General features: G+C 67.0%; 17 protein-coding genes, 1 tRNA gene and 1 pseudogene. 18 read left to right on the top strand and 1 reads right to left on the bottom strand.

Annotated features, from left to right (window positions below):
* Positions 1-48 precede the first annotated feature (48 nt).
* Positions 49-1464 carry a pyruvate kinase gene (gene pyk, locus FHG54_RS09435; protein ID WP_139417045.1) on the top strand — a complete coding sequence of 472 codons (1416 nt, stop codon included), beginning with the start codon at positions 49-51 and terminating at the stop codon, positions 1462-1464.
* A gap of 69 nt (positions 1465-1533) precedes the next feature.
* Here the strand turns inward: pyk and FHG54_RS09440 are convergent.
* Positions 1534-1619: transfer RNA gene (locus FHG54_RS09440), tRNA-Leu, on the bottom strand.
* Positions 1620-1655: 36 nt separating this feature from the next.
* On the opposite strand from FHG54_RS09440, the gene FHG54_RS09445 reads away from it, so the two are divergent.
* From FHG54_RS09445 to FHG54_RS09525, 17 genes and pseudogenes are all read left to right on the top strand, one after another.
* Positions 1656-2261 carry an ANTAR domain-containing response regulator gene (locus FHG54_RS09445; protein WP_139417046.1) on the top strand — a complete coding sequence of 202 codons (606 nt, stop codon included), beginning with the start codon at positions 1656-1658 and terminating at the stop codon, positions 2259-2261.
* 119 nt (positions 2262-2380) lie between these two features.
* Positions 2381-5077 (top strand): DNA polymerase I, encoded by a 2697-nt coding sequence (gene polA / locus FHG54_RS09450; RefSeq protein WP_139417047.1) that lies wholly within the window; start codon positions 2381-2383, stop codon positions 5075-5077.
* An 82-nt stretch (positions 5078-5159) separates the two neighbouring features.
* Positions 5160-6845, top strand: coding sequence for a DUF885 domain-containing protein (locus FHG54_RS09455; protein ID WP_139417048.1), 1686 nt, complete (start codon positions 5160-5162; stop codon positions 6843-6845).
* A 40-nt stretch (positions 6846-6885) separates the two neighbouring features.
* Positions 6886-7870, top strand: a pseudogene (locus FHG54_RS09460) (epimerase).
* A gap of 143 nt (positions 7871-8013) precedes the next feature.
* The gene (gene rpsA, locus FHG54_RS09465) at positions 8014-9462 is read left to right on the top strand and encodes a 30S ribosomal protein S1 (RefSeq protein ID WP_139417049.1); all 1449 of its coding nucleotides are present in this window, start codon (positions 8014-8016) and stop codon (positions 9460-9462) included.
* A gap of 121 nt (positions 9463-9583) precedes the next feature.
* Positions 9584-10198, top strand: a complete 615-nt coding sequence (coaE, locus tag FHG54_RS09470) for a dephospho-CoA kinase (protein WP_139417050.1) — start codon at positions 9584-9586, stop codon at positions 10196-10198.
* 66 nt (positions 10199-10264) lie between these two features.
* On the top strand, positions 10265-12331 hold the full coding sequence (gene uvrB / locus FHG54_RS09475) for an excinuclease ABC subunit UvrB (protein WP_139417051.1): 2067 nt from the start codon (positions 10265-10267) through the stop codon (positions 12329-12331).
* An 82-nt stretch (positions 12332-12413) separates the two neighbouring features.
* Positions 12414-15305: an excinuclease ABC subunit UvrA gene (gene uvrA / locus FHG54_RS09480; protein ID WP_139417052.1), complete on the top strand. Its 2892-nt coding sequence runs from the start codon at positions 12414-12416 to the stop codon at positions 15303-15305.
* Between the two features lie 4 nt (positions 15306-15309).
* Positions 15310-17214 carry an excinuclease ABC subunit UvrC gene (uvrC, locus tag FHG54_RS09485; protein WP_139417053.1) on the top strand — a complete coding sequence of 635 codons (1905 nt, stop codon included), beginning with the start codon at positions 15310-15312 and terminating at the stop codon, positions 17212-17214.
* 38 nt (positions 17215-17252) lie between these two features.
* Complete coding sequence (gene rapZ, locus FHG54_RS09490; RefSeq protein WP_139417054.1) at positions 17253-18128, top strand: RNase adapter RapZ; 876 nt, start codon at positions 17253-17255, stop codon at positions 18126-18128.
* A 38-nt stretch (positions 18129-18166) separates the two neighbouring features.
* Positions 18167-19147, top strand: coding sequence for a DNA-binding protein WhiA (whiA, locus tag FHG54_RS09495; protein WP_139418390.1), 981 nt, complete (start codon positions 18167-18169; stop codon positions 19145-19147).
* 131 nt (positions 19148-19278) lie between these two features.
* Positions 19279-19905 carry a superoxide dismutase gene (locus FHG54_RS09500; RefSeq protein ID WP_139417055.1) on the top strand — a complete coding sequence of 209 codons (627 nt, stop codon included), beginning with the start codon at positions 19279-19281 and terminating at the stop codon, positions 19903-19905.
* A gap of 96 nt (positions 19906-20001) precedes the next feature.
* Positions 20002-21006 (top strand): type I glyceraldehyde-3-phosphate dehydrogenase, encoded by a 1005-nt coding sequence (gene gap, locus FHG54_RS09505; RefSeq protein WP_139417056.1) that lies wholly within the window; start codon positions 20002-20004, stop codon positions 21004-21006.
* A 12-nt stretch (positions 21007-21018) separates the two neighbouring features.
* Positions 21019-22233: a phosphoglycerate kinase gene (locus FHG54_RS09510; RefSeq protein ID WP_139417057.1), complete on the top strand. Its 1215-nt coding sequence runs from the start codon at positions 21019-21021 to the stop codon at positions 22231-22233.
* A complete protein-coding gene (gene tpiA, locus FHG54_RS09515; RefSeq protein WP_139417058.1) occupies positions 22224-23012 on the top strand; it encodes a triose-phosphate isomerase in 789 nt (262 codons plus the stop codon). Before FHG54_RS09510 ends, tpiA begins: the two co-directional genes overlap by 10 nt.
* A 106-nt stretch (positions 23013-23118) precedes the next feature.
* Positions 23119-23370 (top strand): preprotein translocase subunit SecG, encoded by a 252-nt coding sequence (secG, locus tag FHG54_RS09520; protein WP_139417059.1) that lies wholly within the window; start codon positions 23119-23121, stop codon positions 23368-23370.
* Between the two features lie 11 nt (positions 23371-23381).
* Positions 23382-23750, top strand: coding sequence for an RNA polymerase-binding protein RbpA (locus FHG54_RS09525; RefSeq protein WP_139417060.1), 369 nt, complete (start codon positions 23382-23384; stop codon positions 23748-23750).
* The last annotated feature ends 38 nt before the right edge of the window (positions 23751-23788 follow it).

Consider the following 23788-nt stretch of genomic DNA (forward strand, 5'->3'; position numbering starts at 1 on the left):
CTTCGACCGAAACCCGGCGCAATTGCGCGGAACATGGAGCACACAACAATGAGACGAGCGAAGATCGTCGCCACCCTCGGGCCGGCGACATCGAGCTATGAGCAGATCCGGGCGATCATCGATGCGGGCGTCGACGTCGCACGGATGAACCTCAGCCACGGTACCTACGACGTGCACGAGGGCGTCTACCAGAACGTACGGAAGGCCGCGAACGACAGCGGCAAGGCGGTCGCCGTGCTGGTCGACCTGCAGGGCCCGAAGATCCGGCTCGGCAAGTTCGCCGATGGCCCACATGAGCTCGCCGAGGGCGATATCTTCAAGATCACGACCGAAGACGTCGTCGGCACCAAGGAGCTGGTCGGCACGACGTTCAAGGGCCTGCCCCACGACGTCAAGCCCGGCGACTTCCTGCTGATCGACGACGGCAAGGTGCGCGTCGAGGTCGTCGAGACCGACGGCGTGGTCGTCACCACCCGGGTCGTCGTGGCCGGTCCGGTATCGAACAACAAGGGCATCAACCTGCCGGGCGTGGCCGTCAACGTGCCGGCACTCTCCGAGAAGGACGAGGCCGACCTGCGCTGGGGTCTCGAGCTCGGCGCCGATCTCATCGCGCTCTCCTTCGTGCGCAACGCCGCCGACATCACGCGCGTGCACGAGATCATGGACGAGGCGGGCCGTCGTGTGCCCGTCGTCGCCAAGATCGAGAAGCCGCAGGCCGTCGACGCACTGGAGGAGATCACCGAAGCGTTCGACGCCATCATGGTCGCCCGCGGCGACCTCGGCGTCGAACTGCCGCTCGAGGCCGTGCCGATCGTGCAGAAGCGTGCCGTCGAGATCGCCCGTCGTCTCGCCAAGCCCGTCATCGTGGCGACGCAGATGCTCGAATCCATGATCCACAGTCCGGTGCCGACGCGTGCCGAGACCTCGGATGTCGCCAACGCCGTGCTCGACGGGGCCGATGCCGTGATGCTCTCCGGCGAGACGAGCGTCGGCGAATATCCGGTGGTCACGGTCGAGACGATGGCACGCATCGTCGAGTCGACCGAGGAGCACGGCCTCGACCGCATCCTGCCGCTCGGCACGAAGCCGCGCACGCAGGCCGGCGCCATCACGGCCGCCGCAGTCGAGGTCGCCGACTTCGTCGAGGCGAAGTACCTCTGCGTCTTCACGGAGTCCGGCGAATCAGTGCGCCGCATGACGCGACTTCGCTCGAGCATCCCGATCCTGGCGTTCACGCCCGACCCTGCGATCCGCCGTCGCCTCGCCCTCAACTGGGGTGTCGAGTCCTTCGTGGTCGCCCGTGTGACCCACACCGACCAGATGGTCGGTCAGGTCGACGAGGTGCTCGCCAAGACCGGCAAGGCAGCGACGGGCGAGAAGGTCGTCATCATCTCGGGTTCCCCTCCCGGAATCCCCGGCACCACCAACGACGTGCGCGTGCACGTCGTCGGCGACGTGCTGTAGTCGTCCGAACGTGAGGAGCCGGTCCCGAACGGGGCCGGCTCCTTCTGTCTCTCCCGGCTGATTCTGCAGTGGTGCCGGTGGTGGGGGTCGAACCCACACGCCCTTTCGGGCAAAGCATTTTGAGTGCTCCGCGTCTGCCATTCCGCCACACCGGCCAGAGGCCCAGCTCAGAATACCGTAGGCTTTCCTCCGTGACAGACACCGAACCAACTCAGTCGGCACCACGCCGCGTGGTCGTGGCGGAAGATGAGTCGCTCATCCGCCTCGACATCGTCGAGATCCTGCGCGACAACGGCTACGAGGTCGTCGGCGAGGCCGGTGACGGTGAGACCGCGGTCGCACTCGCCACCGAGCTGCGGCCCGACCTCGTCATCATGGACGTCAAGATGCCCCAGCTCGACGGCATCTCCGCGGCGGAGCGACTCTCGAAGGGCCACATCGCCCCGGTCGTGCTCCTCACGGCGTTCAGCCAGAAGGAGCTCGTCGAGCGAGCCAGCGAAGCGGGCGCCCTCGCCTACGTCGTGAAGCCGTTCACGCCCAACGATCTCCTGCCCGCCATCGAGATCGCCCTGGCCCGCTACGCGCAGATCATCGCACTCGAAGCCGAGGTCGGCGACCTCGTCGAGCGCTTCGAGACCCGCAAGCTCGTCGATCGGGCCAAGGGGCTGCTCAACGAGAAGATGGGACTCTCCGAGCCTGACGCGTTCCGATGGATCCAGAAGGCCTCGATGGACCGCCGCCTGACGATGAAAGACGTCTCGCAGGCGATCATCGAGCAGCTCGCGGCCAAGAAGTAGCACCGCCGATCTCAGACAGCGGATGCCGCGGCGACAGGTGTCGCCGCGGCATCCGCTGTTCTCATGTCCGGGCGCATCGACGCGTCGGCGGTGTCGGCGGGCGCTTGTAGTCTTATCTGGTGTCGGACGCAGATAAGCCCACCCTCCTCGTCGTCGACGGCCATTCGCTGGCCTTCCGAGCCTTCTACGCCCTCCCGGTCGACAGTTTCACCACCCGCGACGGGCAGCACACGAACGCCATCCACGGGTTCCTGTCGATGCTGCTCCTGCTGCTGGCGAACGAGAAGCCCACGCATCTCGCCGTCGCCTTCGACATCTCGCGCGCCTCGTTCCGCACGCGCGAGTACCCCGAGTACAAGGGCACGCGCGGCGAGACGCCGGCCGAGTTCAAGGGGCAGGTGCCGCTCCTGCAAGACGCACTGAAGGCGATGGGGGTGCGCACGCTCGAGAAGGAAGACTTCGAGGCCGACGACATCCTCGCGACGCTCGCGGCCCGTGGCCGCGCCGAGGGGTATCGTGTGCTCTTGGTCTCGGGCGACCGAGACACGATCCAGCTCGTCAACGACGACGTCACGCTGCTCTACCCGAACACGCAGGGCGTCTCGCAGCTGAAACGCTACGACACCGACGCGGTCGTGGAGCGATACGGCATCCGGCCCGAGCAGTACCCCGATGTCGCGGCGCTCGTGGGCGAGACGAGCGACAACCTCATCGGCATCACGAAGGTCGGCGAGAAGACCGCCGTCAAGTGGCTCGGCCTGTACGGTTCCCTCGACGGCATCCTCGAGCACGCCGACGAGATCAAGGGCGTCGTCGGGCAGAACCTGCGCGACGAGAAGGAGAACGCGATCCGCAATCGCCGGCTCAACCGTCTGGTCGACGACGTCGAACTCGAACTCGAGATCGACGAGCTCGAGGCGAAGCCGATCGACATCGACGAGGTGGCTCCGCTGTTCGAGCGGCTCGAGTTCCGCACACTGTTCGAGCGCATGAAGAAGCTCGCGGCGGGCAATGGCAACGGCAACGGCGCGGCCGTGACATCGGCTCCTGCCGCAGTGCCCGCACAGGATGCGCCCGCGGCTCCCTCCGCCCCGAGCCCGCGCCGGCTCCTCGATGAAGAGCTCGCCGCATGGATCGAACGGGCCGTCGCTGCCGAACCCGCCGGTCTCGGCCTCAGCCTCGAGGTGATCGATGGCGCGGTGGTCGGCGCCGGCATCGCGACCGCCGCAGAATCCGTGCATCTCACGTGGCAGGCAGGGCGCAGCGACTATGCCCCGTTCGAAGCTTGGCTCGCGAGCGATTCCCCGAAGATCATGACCGACGCGAAACCGCAGCTGAAGGCGCTCATGCGCTCTGGTCTCGCGTTCGACGGGCTCGTGGTCGACACACTCGTCGCCGGATGGCTCGTGCGGCCGATCCTCGCCGAGAAGACCCTCGCCGACCTCGTCGCACGCTACCTCGGCGAGACCGTGCCACAGGCCGACCCGGCGCAGCTCGTGCCGGAAGAGGGCACCGATGCCGGCGCCCCCGAGTACGCGTGGTACTCCGTGCGGGTCGCCCCCGTCGTGCTCAGGGCGCTGCCCGAGAGTTCGCGGCAGCTGCTGGCCGACATCGAGATGCCGCTCATCGCCGTGCTCGCGGCGATGGAGGTGCGCGGCGTCACTGTCGATCACGCCGAGCTCTCCGCGCTCTCCGCCGAGCTCGGTGCGCGTGCCGCCGGCCTGGCCGAGGCTGCGTTCGCCGAGATCGGGCGCGAGGTCAACCTCGGTTCGCCCAAGCAGCTGCAGGAAGTGCTCTTCGAACAGCTCGGCATGCCGAAGACGCGTGCGACGAAGACCGGGTACACGACCGACGCGAGTGCGTTGGCCGACCTGCAGGAGTCGAACCCGCACCCGTTCCTCGGATATCTGCTCGAGCACCGCGATGCCACGAAGCTGCGCCAGATCGTCGAGTCGCTCGACAAGTCGATCGCGGCCGACGGGCGCATCCGCACGAGTTACGGGCAGATCGGCGCGGCGACCGGCCGCATGTCGTCGAACGACCCGAACCTGCAGAACATCCCGATCCGCACCGAAGACGGCCGGCGCATCCGCAAGGCCTTCCGGCACGGGCCCGAGTACACCGAACTGCTCACCGCCGACTATTCGCAGATCGAGATGCGCATCATGGCGCACCTCTCGGGTGACCCCGGTCTCATCGAGGCGTTCAACGCCGGTGAAGACCTGCACCGCTTCGTCGGTGCACGCGTGTTCGGGGTCGACCCCGGCGACGTCACGCCGGTGATGCGCACGAAGGTGAAGGCGATGTCGTACGGGCTCGCCTACGGTCTCAGCGCCTTCGGGCTCTCCAAGCAGCTCCGCATCGATCGCGCCGAGGCGACGCAGCTCATGAAGGAGTACTTCGAACGGTTCGGCGCGGTGCGCGACTACCTTCGCATGGTCGTCGAGCAAGCGAAGATCGACGGCTACACCGAGACCATCTTCGGTCGTCGGCGTCCCTTCCCCGACCTCAACAGCCCGAACCGGGTGCTTCGTGAGAACGCCGAGCGTGCCGCACTGAACTCACCGATCCAGGGTTCGGCCGCCGACATCATCAAGATCGCGATGTCACGGGTCGAGACCGATCTCGCGGCCCAGGGCATGGCCAGCCGCATGCTGCTCACGGTGCACGACGAGCTCATCTTCGAGGTCGCCGCGGGGGAGTCCGAGACCCTCGAATCCCTTGTGCGCGACCGCATGGCGCACGCCGCCGATCTGCTCGTACCGCTCGACGTTCAGATCGGTCGCGGAGCCAATTGGGAGGACGCAGCTCACTGACCTTGGGAGGACGCAGCTCACCTGAGCGCCGGTCGCCCGGCCGCAGGCGCGAGGTCGGCCGGTCTGCCATAGGCTCGGGGTCATGGCATCGACTGAGCGCACTCCGACCGAGATCGACGCGATCGCAGAGGGGTGGGTCGACACGCTCGTCGAGCTGGACCCCGGCGTCGGCACGTATATCGGGCGCACCACGCATGACGATCGGCTGGCCGATTTCTCGCCCGAGGGTCACGAACGCTCGATCGCGGCCACTCGCGCGGCACTCGCGTCCCTTCGTGCCGCGACACCGGTCGACGACGTCGACCGCATCACCGTTGCCGACCTCGGCAGCGAGCTCGAACTCGAGCTCGAACGGCACGACGCGGGGCTCCACCTGCGCGACCTCAACGTCATCGCAAGTCCGGCCCAGGAGATCCGCGAGGTCTTCGACCTCATGCCCACCGACGCCCCCGATGAGTGGCACCGCATCGCGACCCGCCTCGAGGCGGTCCCCAGCGCGATCGACGGCTACATCGAGACGCTTCGCGAAGGCATCGCGCGCGGCACAGTGCCTGCGGCCCGGCAGGTTCGCGAGGTGGCCGCACAGGCCCGGCGCATCGCCGAACCCGACGGCTTCTTCGGCACCTTCGCCGGCTCGGCGGGCGCCGAGCTGCCGCCACCACTGGTTCGCGACCTCGGCAACGGTGCGGCGGCCGCCGCATCCTCGTACGGCCGGCTCGCCGACTTCCTCGAGACCGACCTGTACCCCGTCGCCGGAGAGCACGACGGCGTGGGCCGCGAGATCTACGCGCTGCAGTCGCGCCGCTTCCTCGGGGCCGTGATCGACCTCGACGAGACGTATGAGTGGGGCATCGAAGAGCTCGCCCGAATGGTCGCCGAACAGGAGTCCATCGCGAACGAGATCCTGTCGGGTGCCGGTTCGACGGTCTCGGGAGACGCCGTCGCCGAGGCCATCGCCTTCCTCGATGCCGACCCGACGCGAAAACTGCACGGCACGGGCGCGCTGCAGCGCTGGATGCAGGAGACGAGCGACCGCGCCGTCGCCGAGCTCGCCGGCACGCAGTTCGACATCCCCGCTGAGATCCGTGCGCTCGAGTGCATGATCGCACCGACGCAGGAGGGCGGCATCTACTACACCGGACCGAGCGACGACTTCTCGCGCCCCGGCCGCATGTGGTGGTCGGTGCCCGAAGGCGTCACCGAGTTCGACACCTGGCGCGAGCTCACGACCGTCTACCACGAGGGCGTTCCCGGTCACCACCTGCAGATCGGCCAGGCCGTGGTGAATCGCGGTCAGCTGAACACCTGGCGGCGCCAGCTCGCGGGCACTTCCGGCCATGCAGAAGGCTGGGCGCTCTACGCTGAGCGGCTCATGCAGGGGCTCGGCTACCTCGACGACCCCGCCGACCGGCTCGGCATGCTCGATGGTCAGCGACTGCGTGCGGCCCGCGTGGTGCTCGATATCGGCGTGCACCTCGGCAAGCAGCGGCCGGATGGCAATGGTGTGTGGACGGGCGACTACGCGCTCGAGTTCCTCGGCCGGAACGTGAACATGAACGAGGGTTTCGTGCGGTTCGAGGTCAATCGCTACCTCGGTTGGCCGGGCCAGGCGCCTTCCTACAAGGTGGGGCAGCGCATCTGGGAGCAGCTGCGCGACGAGGTGGCGCGCCGCGAGGGTGAGTCCTTCGACATCCGCGAGTTCCACCGCAACGCGCTCGCCCTCGGCGGCGTCGGGCTCGACACCCTGCGCTCCGCGCTGCTCGGGTGAGCGTGCTCATGCCGAGGGGGTACACCCACGAGCCGCCGGCATGACACGCGTGGCCATCGCGGGGGCGTCCGGATTCATCGGCGGGTACCTCGTCGCGAGGTATCGCGCCGCGGGCGTCGAGGTGCGCACGATCGGTCGCGGCGCGTCGGCGGATGCCGCGTGGGGCGACGCTGCTGCCATCGCACGCGTCGTCGACGGATGCGACGTGCTCGTGAACCTCGCCGGCAAGAGCGTGAACGGGCAATCGCGCTGAGATCGTCAGGTCGCGGGTCGAGACCACGGCGGCGCTGCGAACGGCCGTCGAATCGGCAGCAGCGCCGCCGCGCGTCTGGTTCAACTCCTCGACGGCGACGATCTACCGGCACGCTGAAGACCGCCCCATGACCGAACGCGAGGGCGAGCTCGGGAGCGGATTCTCCGTCGATGTCGCGAAGGCCTGGGAGGCCGAGTTCTTCGCCGGGTCGCTGCCGTCGACGCGGCGGATCGCGCTCCGGATCGCGATCGTGCTCGGCGACGGCGGCGTGATGCGGCTGCTCGCCCGGCTCGCGCGGCTGGGCCTCGGGGGCCCGCAACTCGACGGACGATGGCCGGCGACGCGCGCCCGGCGATCTGCGGGCACGTACCACGAGTTCCGCGCACGAGGCGGGTTGCAGCGCTTCAGCTGGGTGCACCTCCACGACGTCGCCGGCATCATGGACTTCGTCGCGGCGCGGCCCGACGTCGACGGCGTGGTCAACGTGAGCGCACCGAACCCCACTGACAACCGCACGCTGATGCGCTCGATCCGCAGTTGTCTCGCGGTTCCCTTCGGCGCGCCGGCGTGGCGATGGATGCTCGAGCCCGGCTCCGCAGTGCTCCGTACCGAGACCGAACTCGTGCTGAAGAGTCGGTGGGTCGTTCCCGAGCGTCTGCTCGAGGCAGGCTACGAGTTCGAGTACCCCGAACTCGAGCCGGCCATTCGCAGCATCCTGAGGCCGCGAGACGGTGCCGCCGCGACCGAACCGACGCCTCAGCGGCGCGGTTGACGGGTCGTTTGCCGATGGGGGAGCGGTTCCGTTAGCATGGAGTGTCACTCGTGTGACATTCCTGTCCGCACGCCCATCGCGGAATCACATAACGCTCTCCCGCGCGATGGGCTCGATTTTGTCCTTTACGGAGCATTCACTACATGACAACCGCAACGACCAAGGCACCCAAGCAGGTCGCGATCAACGACATCGGATCTGCTGACGATTTCCTCGCCGCGGTCGAGAAGACTTTGAAGTTCTTCAATGACGGCGACCTCATCGAAGGTACCGTCGTGAAGATCGACCGCGACGAGGTCCTCCTCGACGTCGGCTACAAGACCGAGGGCGTCATCCCCTCGCGTGAGCTTTCGATCAAGCACGACGTCGATCCCACCGAGGTCGTCGGCGTCGGCGACACCGTCGAGGCCCTCGTCCTGCAGAAGGAAGACAAAGAAGGCCGCCTCATCCTCTCGAAGAAGCGCGCTCAGTACGAGCGTGCATGGGGCGACGTGGAGAAGATCAAGGAAGCCGATGGCGTCGTGACCGGTTCGGTCATCGAGGTCGTCAAGGGCGGCCTGATCGTCGACATCGGCCTGCGCGGCTTCCTCCCGGCGTCGCTCATCGAGCTGCGCCGCGTACGCGACCTCACGCCGTACCTCGGGCAGGAGATCGAGGCGAAGATCCTCGAACTCGACAAGAACCGCAACAACGTCGTGCTCTCGCGCCGCGCCCTCCTCGAGCAGACGCAGTCCGAGTCGCGTTCGACGTTCCTCGCGAACCTCCACCCGGGCCAGATCCGCAAGGGTGTCATCTCGTCGATCGTCAACTTCGGTGCGTTCGTCGACCTCGGCGGCGTCGACGGTCTCGTCCACGTCTCCGAGCTCTCGTGGAAGCACATCGAGCACGCCAGCGAGGTCGTCGAGGTCGGCCAGGAGGTCACCGTCGAGGTGCTCTCCGTCGAGCTCGACCGCGAGCGCGTCTCGCTGTCGCTCAAGGCGACGCAGGAGGACCCGTGGCAGGTCTTCGCCCGTACCCACGCGATCGGCCAGGTCGCCCCGGGTAAGGTCACGAAGCTCGTTCCGTTCGGTGCGTTCGTGCGTGTCGCCGATGGCATCGAGGGACTCGTCCACATCTCCGAGCTGTCGGGCAAGCACGTCGAGCTCGCAGAGCAGGTCGTGTCGGTCGGCGAAGAGGTCTTCGTCAAGGTCATCGACATCGACCTCGAGCGTCGTCGCATCTCGCTCTCGCTGAAGCAGGCGAACGACGGCGTCGACCCCGAGGGCACCGAGTTCGACCCGGCGCTCTACGGCATGCTCACGGAGTACGACGAGGCGGGCAACTACAAGTACCCCGAGGGCTTCGACTCCGAGACCAACGAATGGCGCGAGGGCTTCGAGTCCCAGCGCGAGAAGTGGGAGCAGGACTACGCTGCAGCCCAGGCTCGCTGGGAGGCGCACAAGAAGCAGGTCGCCGCGGCGAATGCTGCTGCTGTGGCCGACGACTCGTTCACCTCGAGTGCGGCTTCGTACACGGGCGACACCGCCGGCGCGGGTACCCTCGCCGACGACGCTTCGCTCGCCGCGCTGCGAGAGAAGCTCTCGAGCAACTAGTCGCGATCCCCGCGATACGAAGGCCGGCTCCCTCGGGGGCCGGCCTTCCGGCATTCACGAGACGGTCGTTCACGGCGCCCCGGCACCGTCACGTCGAGTGCTGCACGGCTAGAGTTGGGGTGTGTATCTGATCGGCCTCACGGGCGGCATCGCCTCAGGAAAATCCACGGTCGCGCGTCGGCTCTACGAACACGGCGCCGTGCACATCGACGCCGACCAGCTCGCGAGGCGAGTCGTGGTGCCCGGCACACCGGCTCTGGCTTCGATCGTCGAAGAGTTCGGTGCCGACGTGCTGCATCGCGACGGCACGCTCGACCGTGCGAAGCTCGGCAAGCGCGTCTTCGGCGATGCAGAGCTGCTCGCCAAGCTCAACGCGATCGTGCATCCCGCGGTGCGCGAGCTCTCGAGCCGCATGATCGCGAAGGCGGGGCAGGAGGACCCCGATGCCGTCGTGGTCTACGACGTCCCGTTGCTCGTCGAGGCATCCGTCGACCACCCGTTCGACCTCATCGTCGTGACCGATGCGCCTCGTCGCGCCCAGGTCCAACGGCTCGTCGAGGAGCGCGGACTCGACCTCGGTCAGGCCGAGGCCCGCGTCGACGCTCAGGTCGACAACACCGCCCGCCTCGCGATCGCCGACGTCGTCATCGATACGGATGGTTCGCTGGCGCACACGATGAGCCAGACCGACGAGCTCTGGCACCGCATCGTCGAAGAGCGCCGCGCCAGGGCCTGACCGGCGCGCCGGTCAGGCCGCCGGCTCACAGGCGGAGTGTCGGCGGGCGATCCTAGACTGGAGAGCATGCAGGCCACCCGTTCAGTCAGGCCGTTCGAGGTCATCAGCGAGTACACGCCGAGCGGCGATCAACCGGCGGCGATCGCCGAACTCGCCGCACGCATCAACGCCGGTGAGACCGACGTGGTGCTGCTCGGCGCGACCGGCACCGGCAAGTCAGCAACGACGGCGTGGCTCATCGAGCAGGTGCAACGCCCGACGCTCGTGCTCGCGCACAACAAGACGCTCGCGGCACAGCTCGCCAACGAGTTCCGCGAGCTGCTGCCGAACAACGCCGTCGAGTACTTCGTCTCGTACTACGACTACTACCAGCCCGAGGCGTACGTTCCGCAGACCGACACCTTCATCGAGAAAGACTCCTCGATCAACGCAGAGGTCGAGCGACTGCGCCATTCGACGACGAACTCGCTGCTGAGTCGCCGCGATGTCGTGGTCGTGTCGTCGGTCTCGTGCATCTACGGACTCGGCACACCCGAAGAGTACCTCGGCGCCATGATGCCACTGCAGGTCGGGCAGCAGGTCGACCGTGACTGGCTCATCCGCAAATTCGTCTCGATGCAGTACCAGCGCAACGACGTCGACTTCTCGCGCGGCAACTTCCGCGTTCGCGGCGACACGATCGAGATCATCCCGATCTACGAAGAACTCGCGATCCGCATCGAGATGTTCGGTGACGAGATCGAGGCGCTCTACAGCCTCCACCCGCTGACCGGCCAGGTCGTCGCGAAGCTCGACTCGGTTCCCGTCTTCCCCGGCTCTCACTACGTGGCGAGCACCGAGGTGATGCAGCGCGCGATCGGCACCATCCGCATCGAACTCGAGGAGCGGCTCGCCGAGCTCGAGCGCGAGGGCAAGCTGCTCGAGGCGCAGCGACTGCGCATGCGCACCACGTTCGACCTCGAGATGATGGAGCAGATCGGGTTCTGCTCGGGAATCGAGAACTACTCGCGGCACATCGACGGCCGTCAGGCGGGCGAGGCTCCGCACTGTCTCCTCGACTACTTCGCCGACGACTTCCTCGTCGTCATCGACGAGTCGCACGTCACCGTGCCGCAGATCGGCGCGATGTACGAGGGTGACTCGTCGCGCAAGCGCACGCTCGTCGAGCACGGGTTCCGCCTGCCGAGCGCTCTCGACAACCGGCCGCTGAAGTGGGACGAGTTCAAGGCCCGTGTCGGCCAGGCCGTGTACCTCTCGGCGACGCCCGGGCGCTACGAGATGGGCATCGCCGACGGCGTCGTAGAGCAGATCATCCGCCCGACGGGGCTCGTCGATCCGCAGATCGTGGTGAAGCCCTCGAAGGGGCAGATCGACGACCTCCTCGAAGAGATCCGCACCCGTGCCGGTCGTGACGAGCGCGTGCTCGTCACGACGCTCACGAAGAAGATGGCCGAAGAGCTCACCGACTTCCTCACCGAGGCAGGCGTCCGCGTCCGGTATCTCCACTCCGATGTCGACACGCTCCGCCGCGTCGAACTGCTCACCGAGCTCAGGGCGGGCGTCTACGACGTGCTCGTCGGCATCAACCTGCTTCGCGAAGGGCTCGACCTTCCCGAGGTCTCGCTCGTCGCGATCCTCGACGCAGACAAAGAAGGCTTCCTCCGTTCATCGACCTCGCTCATCCAGACCATCGGACGTGCTGCGCGAAACGTCTCGGGCGAGGTGCACATGTATGCCGACGTGCTCACCGACTCGATGAAGTCCGCGATCGACGAGACGACACGCCGACGCGAGATGCAACTCGAGTACAACCAGGTCAACGGCATCGATCCCCAACCGCTTCGCAAGCGCATCGCCGACATCACCGACGTGCTCGCGCGCGAAGAGGCCGACACGGCGGCCCTGCTCGCCGGACGCGACGCGACGAAGAAGACCTCGGTGCCGAACCTCCGTCGCGAGGGCATCGCGGCGGCCGGTGCCAACGATCTCGAAGACATCATCCGCGACTTGAACGACCAGATGCTCGTTGCCGCCGGAGAACTGAAGTTCGAGCTCGCCGCGCGTCTCCGAGACGAGGTGTCCGACCTCAAGCGCGAGCTTCGTCAGATGGAGAAGGCCGGGCATCTGGCCTGACGCCGTCGGGTTCGAACGTATGTTCGCTCAGAGCACGCGCGACCGGGGCTTCAGTGTCAGTGGTGCTCTCTACACTCGAAGGGTGCCTGTTTCACGTCTCGATGCCCATTCGCGCCTGAGTGTCCGCGGTGCTCGCGTACACAACCTGCAGAACATCGACGTCGAGATCCCGCGCGACGCGATGGTCGTGTTCACCGGGCTGTCGGGGTCCGGCAAGTCATCTCTCGCGTTCGACACGATCTTCGCCGAGGGGCAGCGACGCTACGTCGAGTCGCTCTCGGCATACGCGCGGCAGTTCCTCGGGCAGGTCGACCGGCCAGATGTCGATTTCATCGAGGGGCTGAGTCCCGCGGTGTCGATCGACCAGAAGTCGACGAACCGCAACCCGCGATCGACCGTCGGCACGATCACCGAGATCTACGACTACATGCGACTGCTCTGGGCGCGCATCGGCGTGCCGCACTGTCCGGTGTGCGGCGAGCGCATTCAACGACAGACGGTGCAGCAGATCGCCGATCAGCTGATGGAGCTGCCCGACGGCACCCGCTACCAGGTCGTCAGTCCGGTCGTGTCGAAGAAGAAGGGCGAGTTCGTCGATCTCTTCCGTGACCTCGCCGCGCAGGGCTACTCGCGCGCCGTGGTCGACGGCGACGTCGTGCGCCTCGACGACCCGCCGAAGCTCAAGAAACAGATCAAGCACGACATCTCCGTCGTCATCGACCGTCTCGTCGCCGGGCCCGAGCTGCTCGGGCGTCTGACCGACTCCCTCGAGACCGCGCTGCGTCTGACCGACGGTCTCGTGCACATCAACTACGTCGACGAGACCGGCTCGGCCGCGTGGGCGACCTTCTCCGAGAAGCTCTCATGTCCGAACCAGCATCCGATCCAGCTCACTGAGATCGAGCCGCGAACCTTTTCGTTCAACGCCCCGTTCGGCGCCTGCCCCGAGTGCTCCGGACTCGGCACGCGCATGTCGGTCGACGATTCGCTCCTGCTCGGCGACCAGAGCCTCAGCATCGCCGACGGCGTCATCCTGCCGTGGACCTCGCAGGGCAAGAGCCTCTACAACTACTACGAGAAGCTGCTCGGCGGGCTCGCCCGCGATCTCGACTTCTCGCTCGACACCCCGTGGGAGCAGCTCGACGAGGGCGCTCGCCAGGCGGTGCTGCGCGGCGACAACTTCGAGGTCAAGGTGAAATGGCGCAACCGTTACGGCCGCGAGATGAGCTACACCTCGGGCTTCGAGGGGGTCGTGCCCTATATCGAACGCCAATACCTGCAGGCCGAGACCGATGTGCAGCGCGCCCGCTGGTCGGAGTATCTTCGCGAGGTGCCCTGCCCCGTCTGCGACGGCAAGCGACTGAAGCCCGAGGTGCTCTCGGTGCTCATCCACCACCACAGCATCGCCGACGTCGGGCTGCTCAGTCTCACCGATGCCCGTGCATTCATGGATCGTCTCGAACTCACTGACCGCGAGCAGGCGATCGCCGTTCAGGTGCTGCGCGAGATCAAGCTGCGACTCGACTTCCTGATCAGGGTGGGCCTGAGCTACCTCGACCTCTCGCGGGCCGCGGCGACGCTCTCCGGCGGCGAAGCGCAGCGCATCCGTCTCGCGACGCAGATCGGGTCGGGCCTGACCGGCGTGCTCTACGTGCTCGACGAGCCGAGCATCGGCCTGCACCAGCGCGACAACCGTCGCCTCATCGACACGCTTATCGCACTCCGTGATCTCGGCAACACCCTGATCGTCGTCGAGCACGATGAAGATACGATCCGCACCGCCGACTGGATCGTCGACATCGGCCCCGGCGCCGGCATCAACGGCGGCACCGTCGTGCATTCCGGCAGCTATGCCGATCTGGTGAAGAACACGCGCTCGCTCACCGGCGACTACCTGTCCGGGCGTCGGGAGATTCCGATTCCCGAGCAGCGCCGTGCGATCGATACCGAGCGCCAGATCCTCGTGCAGGGGGCCGAAGCCAACAACCTGCGCGGCGTCGACGTCGAGTTCCCGCTCGGCGTGCTCACCGCGGTCACCGGCGTGAGCGGCTCCGGCAAGTCGTCGCTCGTCAACGACATCGTCTACCGCGTGCTCGCGAACCGACTGAACGGTGCACGCAAGGTGCCGGGCAAGCATCGCCGGGTCACGGGGCTCGAGCAGCTCGACAAGGTCGTGCACGTCGACCAGGCGCCCATCGGGCGCACGCCCCGATCGAACCCCGCGACGTACACCGGCGTCTTCGACCGCATCCGCACGCTCTTCTCCGAGACGACCGAATCGAAGGCCCGCGGATACCTGCCCGGCCGATTCAGCTTCAACGTCAAGGGCGGCCGCTGCGAGGCATGCTCGGGCGACGGCACGATCAAGATCGAGATGAACTTCCTGCCCGACGTCTACGTGGCCTGCGAGGTCTGCGGCGGCAAGCGCTACAACCGCGAGACGTTGCAGGTGCACTACAAGGGCAAGAACATCGCCGAGGTGCTCGAGATGCCGATCAGCGAAGCGGCCGAGTTCTTCGAGCCGATCGCTGCCATCCATCGTTACCTGAAGACACTCGTCGACGTCGGGCTCGGCTACGTGCAGCTCGGCCAGAGTGCCACGACGCTCTCTGGAGGCGAGGCGCAGCGCGTGAAGCTCGCGACCGAACTGCAGCGACGCTCGAACGGTCGCAGCGTGTACGTGCTCGATGAACCCACGACCGGGTTGCACTTCGAAGACGTGCAGAAGCTGCTCAAGGTGCTCGGCAAGCTGGTCGACAAGGGCAACACGGTCATCGTGATCGAGCACAGCCTCGACGTGATCAAGTCTGCCGACTGGATCATCGACCTCGGCCCAGAGGGCGGCTCGGGCGGCGGCCAGGTCGTGGCGACGGGCACCCCCGAGCAGGTCGCTGCCGTGCCCGAGAGCCACACCGGGTATTTCCTGCGCGAGATCCTCGACCCGGCGTCGGCACGAGCCGCAGTCGCCAGCTGAACCGATGAGCACTGTGCCGCCGAGCACCGAGGGCGTTCCGTATCGCCCGAAGAAGGGCGAGATCCCCACGAGTCCCGGCGTATACCGGTTCCGTGACGTCGACCGCCGCGTGCTCTACGTGGGCAAGGCGAAGAACCTCCGCGCAAGACTCTCGAACTACTTCGCGCCTCCTCGCACGCTGCACGAGCGAACCCGCCGCATGGTGACCACTGCAGCTTCCGTGGAGTGGACCGTCGTGGCGAACGAGGTCGAAGCGCTGCAGCTCGAGTTCACCCTGATCAACGAGTTCGATCCGCCGTTCAACGTCCAGTTCAAAGACGACAAGTCGTATCCGTACCTCGCGGTGACTCTGGCCGACGAAGCGCCACGGGCGGTCGTCACCCGTAACCGGAAGATTCGCGGAGCCAGGTACTTCGGGCCCTATCCCAAGGTGTGGGCGGTCAACGAGACGCTCGAGATCCTGCTGAAGCTCTTCCCTATCCGCACCTGCAAAGACTCCGACTACCGTCGGGCGATGGCCAGCGGCAAGCCGTGCTTCGCCGGCCAGATCGGTCGCTGCTTCGGGCCGTGCTCCGGACTCGTGACGATCGAGGAGCATCGCGGGAACGTCGACCGCTTCGTCTCGTTCATGCAGAATCAAGACCGCCGCATCCTCGGCGAACTCACGCAACGCATGCGCTCCGCCGCCGCCGTGCAAGACTACGAGTCCGCTGCGCGACTCCGCGATCGTCTCCAGGCGGCCACGTCGTTCTTCGAGAAGAGCGCGGTCGTACTCGGCGAGAAGGTCGACATCGACGTGTTCGGCATCGAGCACGACGAACTGGCTGCCGCCGTGCAACTCTTCATCGTGCGCGGCGGCCGAATCCGCGGCGTGCGCTCGTGGACCGTCGACAAAGAGCTCGACGTGCCGCTCGGCGAACTCGTCGACTCGGTGGTGCAGAACGCGTACGGCGACGGGGCGGTGCCGCCCGCAGAGGTCGTCGTGCCGGAGTTGCCCGACGACGCCGAGGCGCTCGAGACATGGCTCGGCAACATCGCGAGCCGCAAGGTGCGCCTGCGAGCCGCACAGCGCGGTGACAAGGCGGCGCTCCTCGCGACCGCGACGGAGAACGCCCGACAGACGCTCATGCTCTACAAGACGCGGCGCAGCGCCGATTTCACGACCCGCTCGCGTGCACTCGAAGACATTCAGGAAGCGCTCGGCATGGCCGATGCGCCATTGCGCATCGAGTGCTACGACGTCTCGCACCTCGGCGGAACCAACGTCGTCGCCTCGATGGCGGTCTTCGAAGACGGATTGCCCCGCAAAGACGAATACCGCCGGTTCACGATTCCGACGACGACCGACGATACCGATTCGCTTCACCAGGTGCTCGCACGTCGTCTCGCTCACCTGGCGTCTCCGGAAACGGCCGATGAATCGGATGCCGCGGCATCCGAGGGCCCGAAGCGGTTCGCCTACCGGCCGAACCTGCTGATCGTCGACGGCGGCCAACCTCAGGTCGCGGCTGCGGCCCGAGCGCTCGCGGAGTCGGGCGTCGAGGGCATCTACCTCTGCGGCATCGCCAAGCGGCTCGAGGAGATCTGGACGCCGGGCGGCGAGTATCCCGTCATCCTGCCCCGCAACAGCGATGCGCTCTTCCTCTTCCAGCGGGTGCGAGACGAAGCGCACCGCTTCGCGATCACCCACCAGCGGCAGCGCCGAAAGCGCGACATCAGCAGCGTGCTGTCCGAGATCCCCGGTCTCGGGCCGTCTCGGGTGAAGGGCCTGTTGCGGCACTTCGGATCGGTGAAGCAGTTGCGCGCGGCATCCGAGACCGATATCGCCGAGGTGAAGGGCATCGGCCCCGCGCTCGCGGCGACCGTGCACGGCACATTGCACGCCGATGGCGCCCCCGCACCCCGATAGGCTGGGGTGTCGATACGAGGGAGGGGGGCTCCGACACGATGACCGAAGATTCCGAGCAGCAGGAGATGCTGATCGTCACGGGCATGTCGGGTGCGGGCCGTTCGACGGTCGGCAACGCGCTCGAAGATCTCGGCTGGTACGTCGTGGACAATCTTCCGCCGCAGATGCTCCGCCCGCTCGTCGAACTCGTCGAACGGGCCGGCACATCGCTTCCGCGTCTCGCGGCGATCGTCGACATCCGAGGCCGTGACTTCTTCTCCGAGCTCCGAGAGATCATTCAGGCGCTCCGCACGGGTGTCAGTGTTCGTGTCGTCTTCCTCGATGCCACCGACGCCGTGCTCGTACGACGCTTCGAGTCGGTGCGGCGGCCGCACCCGCTGCAGGGCGACGGCACGCTGCTCGACGGAATCGGTGCGGAGCGTTCCCGACTCGCCGAACTGCGCGAGGCGAGCGACATCGTCGTCGACACCTCCGACCTGAACATCCACCAGTTGGCGATGCTCACGACCGAGACGTTCGCCGAGGTCGGCCATGCCGGCCTGAACGTCACCATGCAGAGCTTCGGCTTCAAGTACGGCGTGCCCTCCGATGCAGACCTCGTGGCCGACGCGCGCTTCCTCCCGAATCCGTTCTGGATCCCCGAGATGCGCCCGCTCACCGGCGAGGATGCCACGGTGTCGGAGTACGTCCTGAGCCAGCCCGGCGCGATGGAGTTCGTCGAGGCCTATGCCACTGCGCTCGAGCCAGTGCTCGCCGGCTACCAGCGGGAGAACAAACGACACGCGATGATCGCGATCGGGTGCACGGGTGGCAAGCATCGCTCCGTGGCCATGGTGCGGGAGCTGGCCAAGCGTGTCGCCGCGCTGCCCGGGGTCGTCGTGAGTGTGAAGGATCGGGATCTCGGGCGCGAGTGATCGCATGCCCGTGCAAGTGATGAGAGATGGGACGACAAGTGGCGCTGACCGCTGATGTGAAAGAGGAACTGGCGCGGGTCGAGGTATCGAAGACGGGGGCCAGGGCAGCGGAACTGGCCTCGACGCTACGGTTCGCCGGCGGGCTGCACATCATCTCGAACCGCATCGCCATCGAGGCCGAACTCGACTCGCCGACGCTTGTACGGCGAGTGACACGCGATCTGGGGGAGATCTACGGCGTGCGCCCCGACGTCTCGGTGATCTCGCCGACCGGCGTGCGCCGCTCCAACCAGTACCTCGTGCGCGTGCTCGAGGGCGGCGAGACGCTGGCTCGCCAGACCGGGCTGCTCGACGCCCGGCGGCGCCCGGTGCGCGGCCTGCCCAACAAGCTCACCACCGGGTCTCGCGAGGAGGTCGCAGCGATCTGGCGCGGGGCGTTCCTCGCGAAGGGGAGCCTGACCGATCCCGGCCGTTCGGCGGCGCTCGAGGTGACCTGCCCCGGCAACGAGACCGCCATGGCCCTCGTGGGCGCCGCGGGCCGGCTCGGCATCTCGGCGAAGGCCCGAGAGGTGCGCGGCGTGTACCGGGTCGTCGTCCGCGACGGCGAGGCGATCAGCGCGATGCTCGCGCTGATGGGAGCCACTGAAACAGTGCGCAACTGGGAGGAACTGCGCCAGCGTCGAGAAGTGCGCGCGACGGCCAACCGTCTCGTCAACTTCGACGATGCCAACCTTCGTCGCTCCGCGCAGGCCGCGGTCGCTGCCTGCGCTCGAGTCGAGCGCGCGATGGAGCTCCTCGGCGAGGGCATCCCCGATCACCTGAAGTACGCGGGCGAACTCCGCCTGGCGCACCGTGAGGCGAGCCTCGACGAACTCGGCCACTACGCGGACCCGCCCATGACGAAAGACGCGGTGGCAGGTCGCATCCGTCGCCTTCTCGCCATGGCCGACAAGCGCGCCGCCGACCTCGGAGTGCCGGGCACCGAAGCGAGCATGCCCGCTGATCTCGACGAGGTCTGACCGGACGACCGCGTCGAAGACGGGCATAGACTCGAAAGGCAGCCGTGGAACCCGGGGGTCGCCCGGGGGCGCGGCGCACCTGACCAGGATCCGGTGCATCTGACAACCGGCGCATCTGACAAGGAGAAGCAATGGCCGACTACACTCTTCCCGATCTTCCCTACGACTACTCGGCGCTCGAGCCGGCGATCAGCGGCAGGATCATGGAGCTGCACCACTCGAAGCACCACCAGGCATACGTGACGGGCGCCAACACCGCTCTCGCCCAGCTCGCGGAGGCTCGTGACTCGGGCAACCTCGCGAACGTCAACAAGCTCGAGAAGGACCTCGCCTTCAACCTCGGCGGTCACGTGAACCACTCGATCTTCTGGACGAACCTCTCACCCGACGGTGGCGACAGGCCCACCGGAGATCTTGCCGCGGCGATCGACGACGAATTCGGCTCCTTCGACAAGTTCCAGGCTCACTTCACCGCAACCGCGCTCGGTGTGCAGGGCTCCGGTTGGGCTGTGCTCGCGTGGGACTCGATCGGCCGGCGCCCGATCATCGTGCAGTTCTTCGACCAGCAGGGCAACCTCCCCGCCGGCATCGTGCCGCTGCTCATGCTCGACGTCTGGGAGCACGCGTACTACCTCGACTACCAGAACGTGCGCGCCGATTACGTCAAGGCGTTCTGGAGCATCGCGAACTGGGAGAACGTCCAGAAGCGGTTCACGACCGCTGGTGAGAAGACCTCAGGGCTGCTGCTACTGTCGTAAACGGACGGTGTCCCAGGACACGTCCGGGGACACCGTCGTCCGACCAGTTCACCAGTGAAAGTGCGCGTTCGCGCCATCGTCAACCAGGAGACATCTGTGTCTGTAAAGATCGGCATCAACGGCTTCGGCCGTATCGGCCGCAACTACTTCCGTGCCGCCCTCGCGCAGGGCGCCGACCTCGAGATCGTCGCCGTGAACGATCTCACCGACAACAAGACGCTCGCCCACCTCCTCAAGTACGACTCCATCGCGGGCCGTCTGGACGCGACCGTCGACTACGACGACGACAACATCATCGTCAACGGAACTGCCATCAAGGCATTCGCCGAGCGCGACCCCGCGAACCTTCCGTGGGGCGAGCTCGGTGTCGACATCGTCATCGAGTCGACGGGCTTCTTCACCAAGGCCGCCGATGCGCGCAAGCACATCGAGGCCGGCGCGAAGAAGGTCCTGATCTCCGCTCCCGCGACCGACGAAGACGCGACGTTCGTCATGGGTGTCAACGAGCAGGACTACGACCCCGCTCGGCACCACATCATCTCGAACGCGTCGTGCACGACCAACTGCCTTGCGCCGCTCGCGAAGGTCTTCAACGATGCGTTCGGCATCGAGCGCGGTCTCATGACGACGGTGCACGCCTACACTGCCGACCAGAACCTGCAGGACGGCCCCCACAAAGACCTGCGTCGCGCCCGCGCGGCCGCCGTCAACATCGTGCCGACCTCTACGGGTGCGGCCAAGGCCATCGGCCTCGTGCTGCCCGAGCTCGTCGGCAAGCTCGACGGTTTTGCACTGCGTGTCCCGGTTCCCACCGGCTCGATCACCGACCTCACCGTCACGTCGTCGCGCCCTGTGACGGTCGACGAGGTCAAGGCGGCGTACAAGGCCGCAGCCGAGGGCCCCATGAAGGGCATCCTCAAGTACACCGAAGACGAGATCGTCTCGAGCGACATCGTCTCCGACCCGCACTCGTCGATCTTCGACGCCGGTCTCCTCCGCGTGCTCGGCGACCAGGTCAAGCTCTCGAGCTGGTACGACAACGAGTGGGGCTACTCCAACCGTCTCGTCGACCTCACCGAGTACGTCGCCGAACGTCTCTGAATCGAGCCATCTGTGACCCTGCGAACGATCGATTCCCTCGGTCCGCTCGCCGGCAAGCGCGTCGTCGTCCGTTGTGACCTGAACGTCCCCCTCCGGGACGGGGTCATCACGGACGACGGCCGCGTGCGGGCATCGGTCCCCACCATCACGACGCTGGTCGCCCAGGGCGCTCGCGTGATCGTGGTCTCCCACCTCGGTCGGCCCGACGGCGCACCCGACGCGAAGTACAGCCTCGCGCCCGTTGCGGCCAGGCTCGGCGAACTGCTCGACAGGTCGGTCGGCTTCGCGACCGACACGGTCGGCTCGGATGCCGCGGCGAAGGTCGCGGCTCTCGGCGACGGCGAAGTGCTCGTGCTCGAGAACCTGCGCTTCAACGCGGGGGAGACCTCGAAGAACGAGGCGGAGCGCACCGCGTTCGCCGGGGAACTCGCCGAGTTCGCCGACGCGGTCGTCTCCGACGGCTTCGGGGTCGTGCATCGCAAGCAGGCGAGCGTCTACGAGCTCGAACAGCTGCGACCGAGTGCTGCCGGACTGCTCATCGCCGCGGAGCTCGATGTGCTCGACCGGCTCACCGAGAATCCCGAACGTCCGTACGCGGTCGTGCTGGGCGGCTCGAAGGTCTCCGACAAGCTCGGCGTCATCGCGCACCTGCTTCCGCGGGTCGACGCGCTGCTCATCGGCGGCGGCATGCTCTTCACCTTCCTCGCGGCCACAGGCCACAAGGTCGGTTCGAGTCTGCTCGAGTCCGACCAGATCGAGACCGTGCAGGGCTACCTCACCGAGGCGGCCGAGCGTGGAGTCGACATCGTGCTGCCGACCGACGTCGTCGTCGCCGCTTCGTTCTCGGCGGATGCCGACCACGTCGTCGCGGCCGCGGATTCGATCGAAGCGACGCCGTTCGGGGCATCCGGACTCGGGCTCGACATCGGCCCGGAGACGGCCACCGCCTTCGCCGACCGCATCCGCGGTTCGAAGACGGTGTTCTGGAACGGCCCGATGGGCGTATTCGAGCTCGCCCCGTTCGCGGCAGGCACCCGCGTGGTCGCCGAAGCGCTCACGGAGGTCGACGGACTCAGCGTCGTGGGCGGTGGCGACTCGGCCGCCGCTGTTCGTCAACTCGGCTTCGAAGACGATCAGTTCGGTCACATCTCGACCGGCGGAGGCGCGAGCCTCGAGTTCCTCGAAGGTAAGAAACTTCCCGGACTGGAGGTCCTCGGATGGCAGTGAAACGCACCCCGTTCATCGCGGGCAATTGGAAGATGAACCTCGATCACCTGCAGGCGATCGCGTTCGTGCAGAAGCTCGCGTGGTCGCTGGCCGACGCGAAGCACGACTTCGCCGACGCAGAGGTCGCGGTCTTCCCGCCGTACACCGACCTGCGTTCGGTGCAGACGCTCGTAGCAGCCGACTCCCTTCCGATCGCCTACGGCGCTCAAGATCTCTCTGCACACGACCACGGCGCGTACACGGGCGAGATCTCCGGTGCCTTCCTCTCGCAGCTCGACTGCGGCTACGTGATCATCGGTCACTCCGAGCGGCGCACGCTGCACGCGGAATCCGATGCCGAGGTCAATGCCAAGGTCAAGGCCGCGCACCGTCACGGGCTCGTGCCGGTCGTCTGCGTCGGCGAGACCGCCGAAGACCTCGAGGCCCACGGACCGAGCGCCGTGCCGGTTGCGCAGTTGCGCGCGGCACTCGACGGTGTCGTCGGCGCGAAGGGTCTCGTCGTTGCGTACGAACCCGTCTGGGCGATCGGTTCCGGGCAGGCGGCCACGCCCGCCCAGGCCGAGCAGGTCGCGGCGGCGCTGCGCGGCGTGCTCGTCGAACTCTGCGGCGAGGAGGTCGCCCAGGCGACTCGCATCCTCTACGGCGGATCGGTCAAGGCCGCGAACATCGCCTCGTTCCTGCGTGAGCCGAACGTCGACGGCGCACTCGTCGGTGGTGCGAGCCTCGACATCGCCGAGTTCTCGAGCATCGTTCGGTTCAAGAAGCACGTCGGAGCGTGAGGTTCGAGTACCCGGGAGCGCGATGCGCTTCCGGGTACTCTCGCGCGACCGGCTATACTCGATTGTCGGCATCGACGCCTCTGTCGTGCCCGGAAAGGTTCACACCGTGGAGATTCTCCAGGTCGTCCTGCAGGTGCTGCTCGGTCTCACGAGCCTGCTGCTGACGCTGCTCATCCTGCTGCACAAGGGTCGTGGCGGTGGAATGTCCGACATGTTCGGCGGCGGTGTCACGTCCAGCCTCGGGGCATCCGGTGTCGCCGAGCGCAACCTGAACCGCATCACGGTCATCCTCGGACTCGTCTGGGTGTCCTGCATCGTGGTGCTGGGGCTCATCACCAAGTTCGACTCCGGAATCTGACGGGAACGATCATGGCTTCAGGAAACAGTGCCATCCGCGGCTCGCGAGTCGGCGCAGGCCCCATGGGCGAGCAGGATCGCGGCTTTCATGCCGACCGCGTCGCCATCAGCTACTGGGACGCACACGGCAACGAGACCGTGCGCTACTTCTCGGCGACGCTGCCCGAAGAAGAGATCCCCGAGACCATCGACAGCCCATCGACGGGTCTCCCGGCCGGGCGCGACCGCGAGAACCCGCCGTCGGTCTCGAAGCTCGAGCCTTACAAGACGCACCTCGCGTACGTGAAGGAGCGTCGCACCGACGAAGAGGCGGCAGCGCTCCTCGACGATGCGCTCACGCAGCTGCGAACGCGCCGCGGTCAGGCCCCCAAGAAGGACTGACGCGAAGCAACGCGAGAAGGGGGCGGCCTGCGGGCCGC

The sequence above is a fragment of the Agromyces laixinhei genome (genome assembly GCF_006337065.1).
Classification (GTDB): domain Bacteria; phylum Actinomycetota; class Actinomycetes; order Actinomycetales; family Microbacteriaceae; genus Agromyces; species Agromyces laixinhei.

Coding starts and splice junctions, on each gene's coding strand:
- tpiA (WP_139417058.1), top strand. CDS start 22,224: ATGGCAGTGAAACGCACCCCGTTCATCGCGGGCAATTGGAAGATGAAC.
- pyk (WP_139417045.1), top strand. CDS start 49: ATGAGACGAGCGAAGATCGTCGCCACCCTCGGGCCGGCGACATCGAGC.
- FHG54_RS09500 (WP_139417055.1), top strand. CDS start 19,279: ATGGCCGACTACACTCTTCCCGATCTTCCCTACGACTACTCGGCGCTC.
- uvrC (WP_139417053.1), top strand. CDS start 15,310: ATGAGCACTGTGCCGCCGAGCACCGAGGGCGTTCCGTATCGCCCGAAG.
- uvrB (WP_139417051.1), top strand. CDS start 10,265: ATGCAGGCCACCCGTTCAGTCAGGCCGTTCGAGGTCATCAGCGAGTAC.
- FHG54_RS09525 (WP_139417060.1), top strand. CDS start 23,382: ATGGCTTCAGGAAACAGTGCCATCCGCGGCTCGCGAGTCGGCGCAGGC.
- FHG54_RS09455 (WP_139417048.1), top strand. CDS start 5,160: ATGGCATCGACTGAGCGCACTCCGACCGAGATCGACGCGATCGCAGAG.
- rapZ (WP_139417054.1), top strand. CDS start 17,253: ATGACCGAAGATTCCGAGCAGCAGGAGATGCTGATCGTCACGGGCATG.
- rpsA (WP_139417049.1), top strand. CDS start 8,014: ATGACAACCGCAACGACCAAGGCACCCAAGCAGGTCGCGATCAACGAC.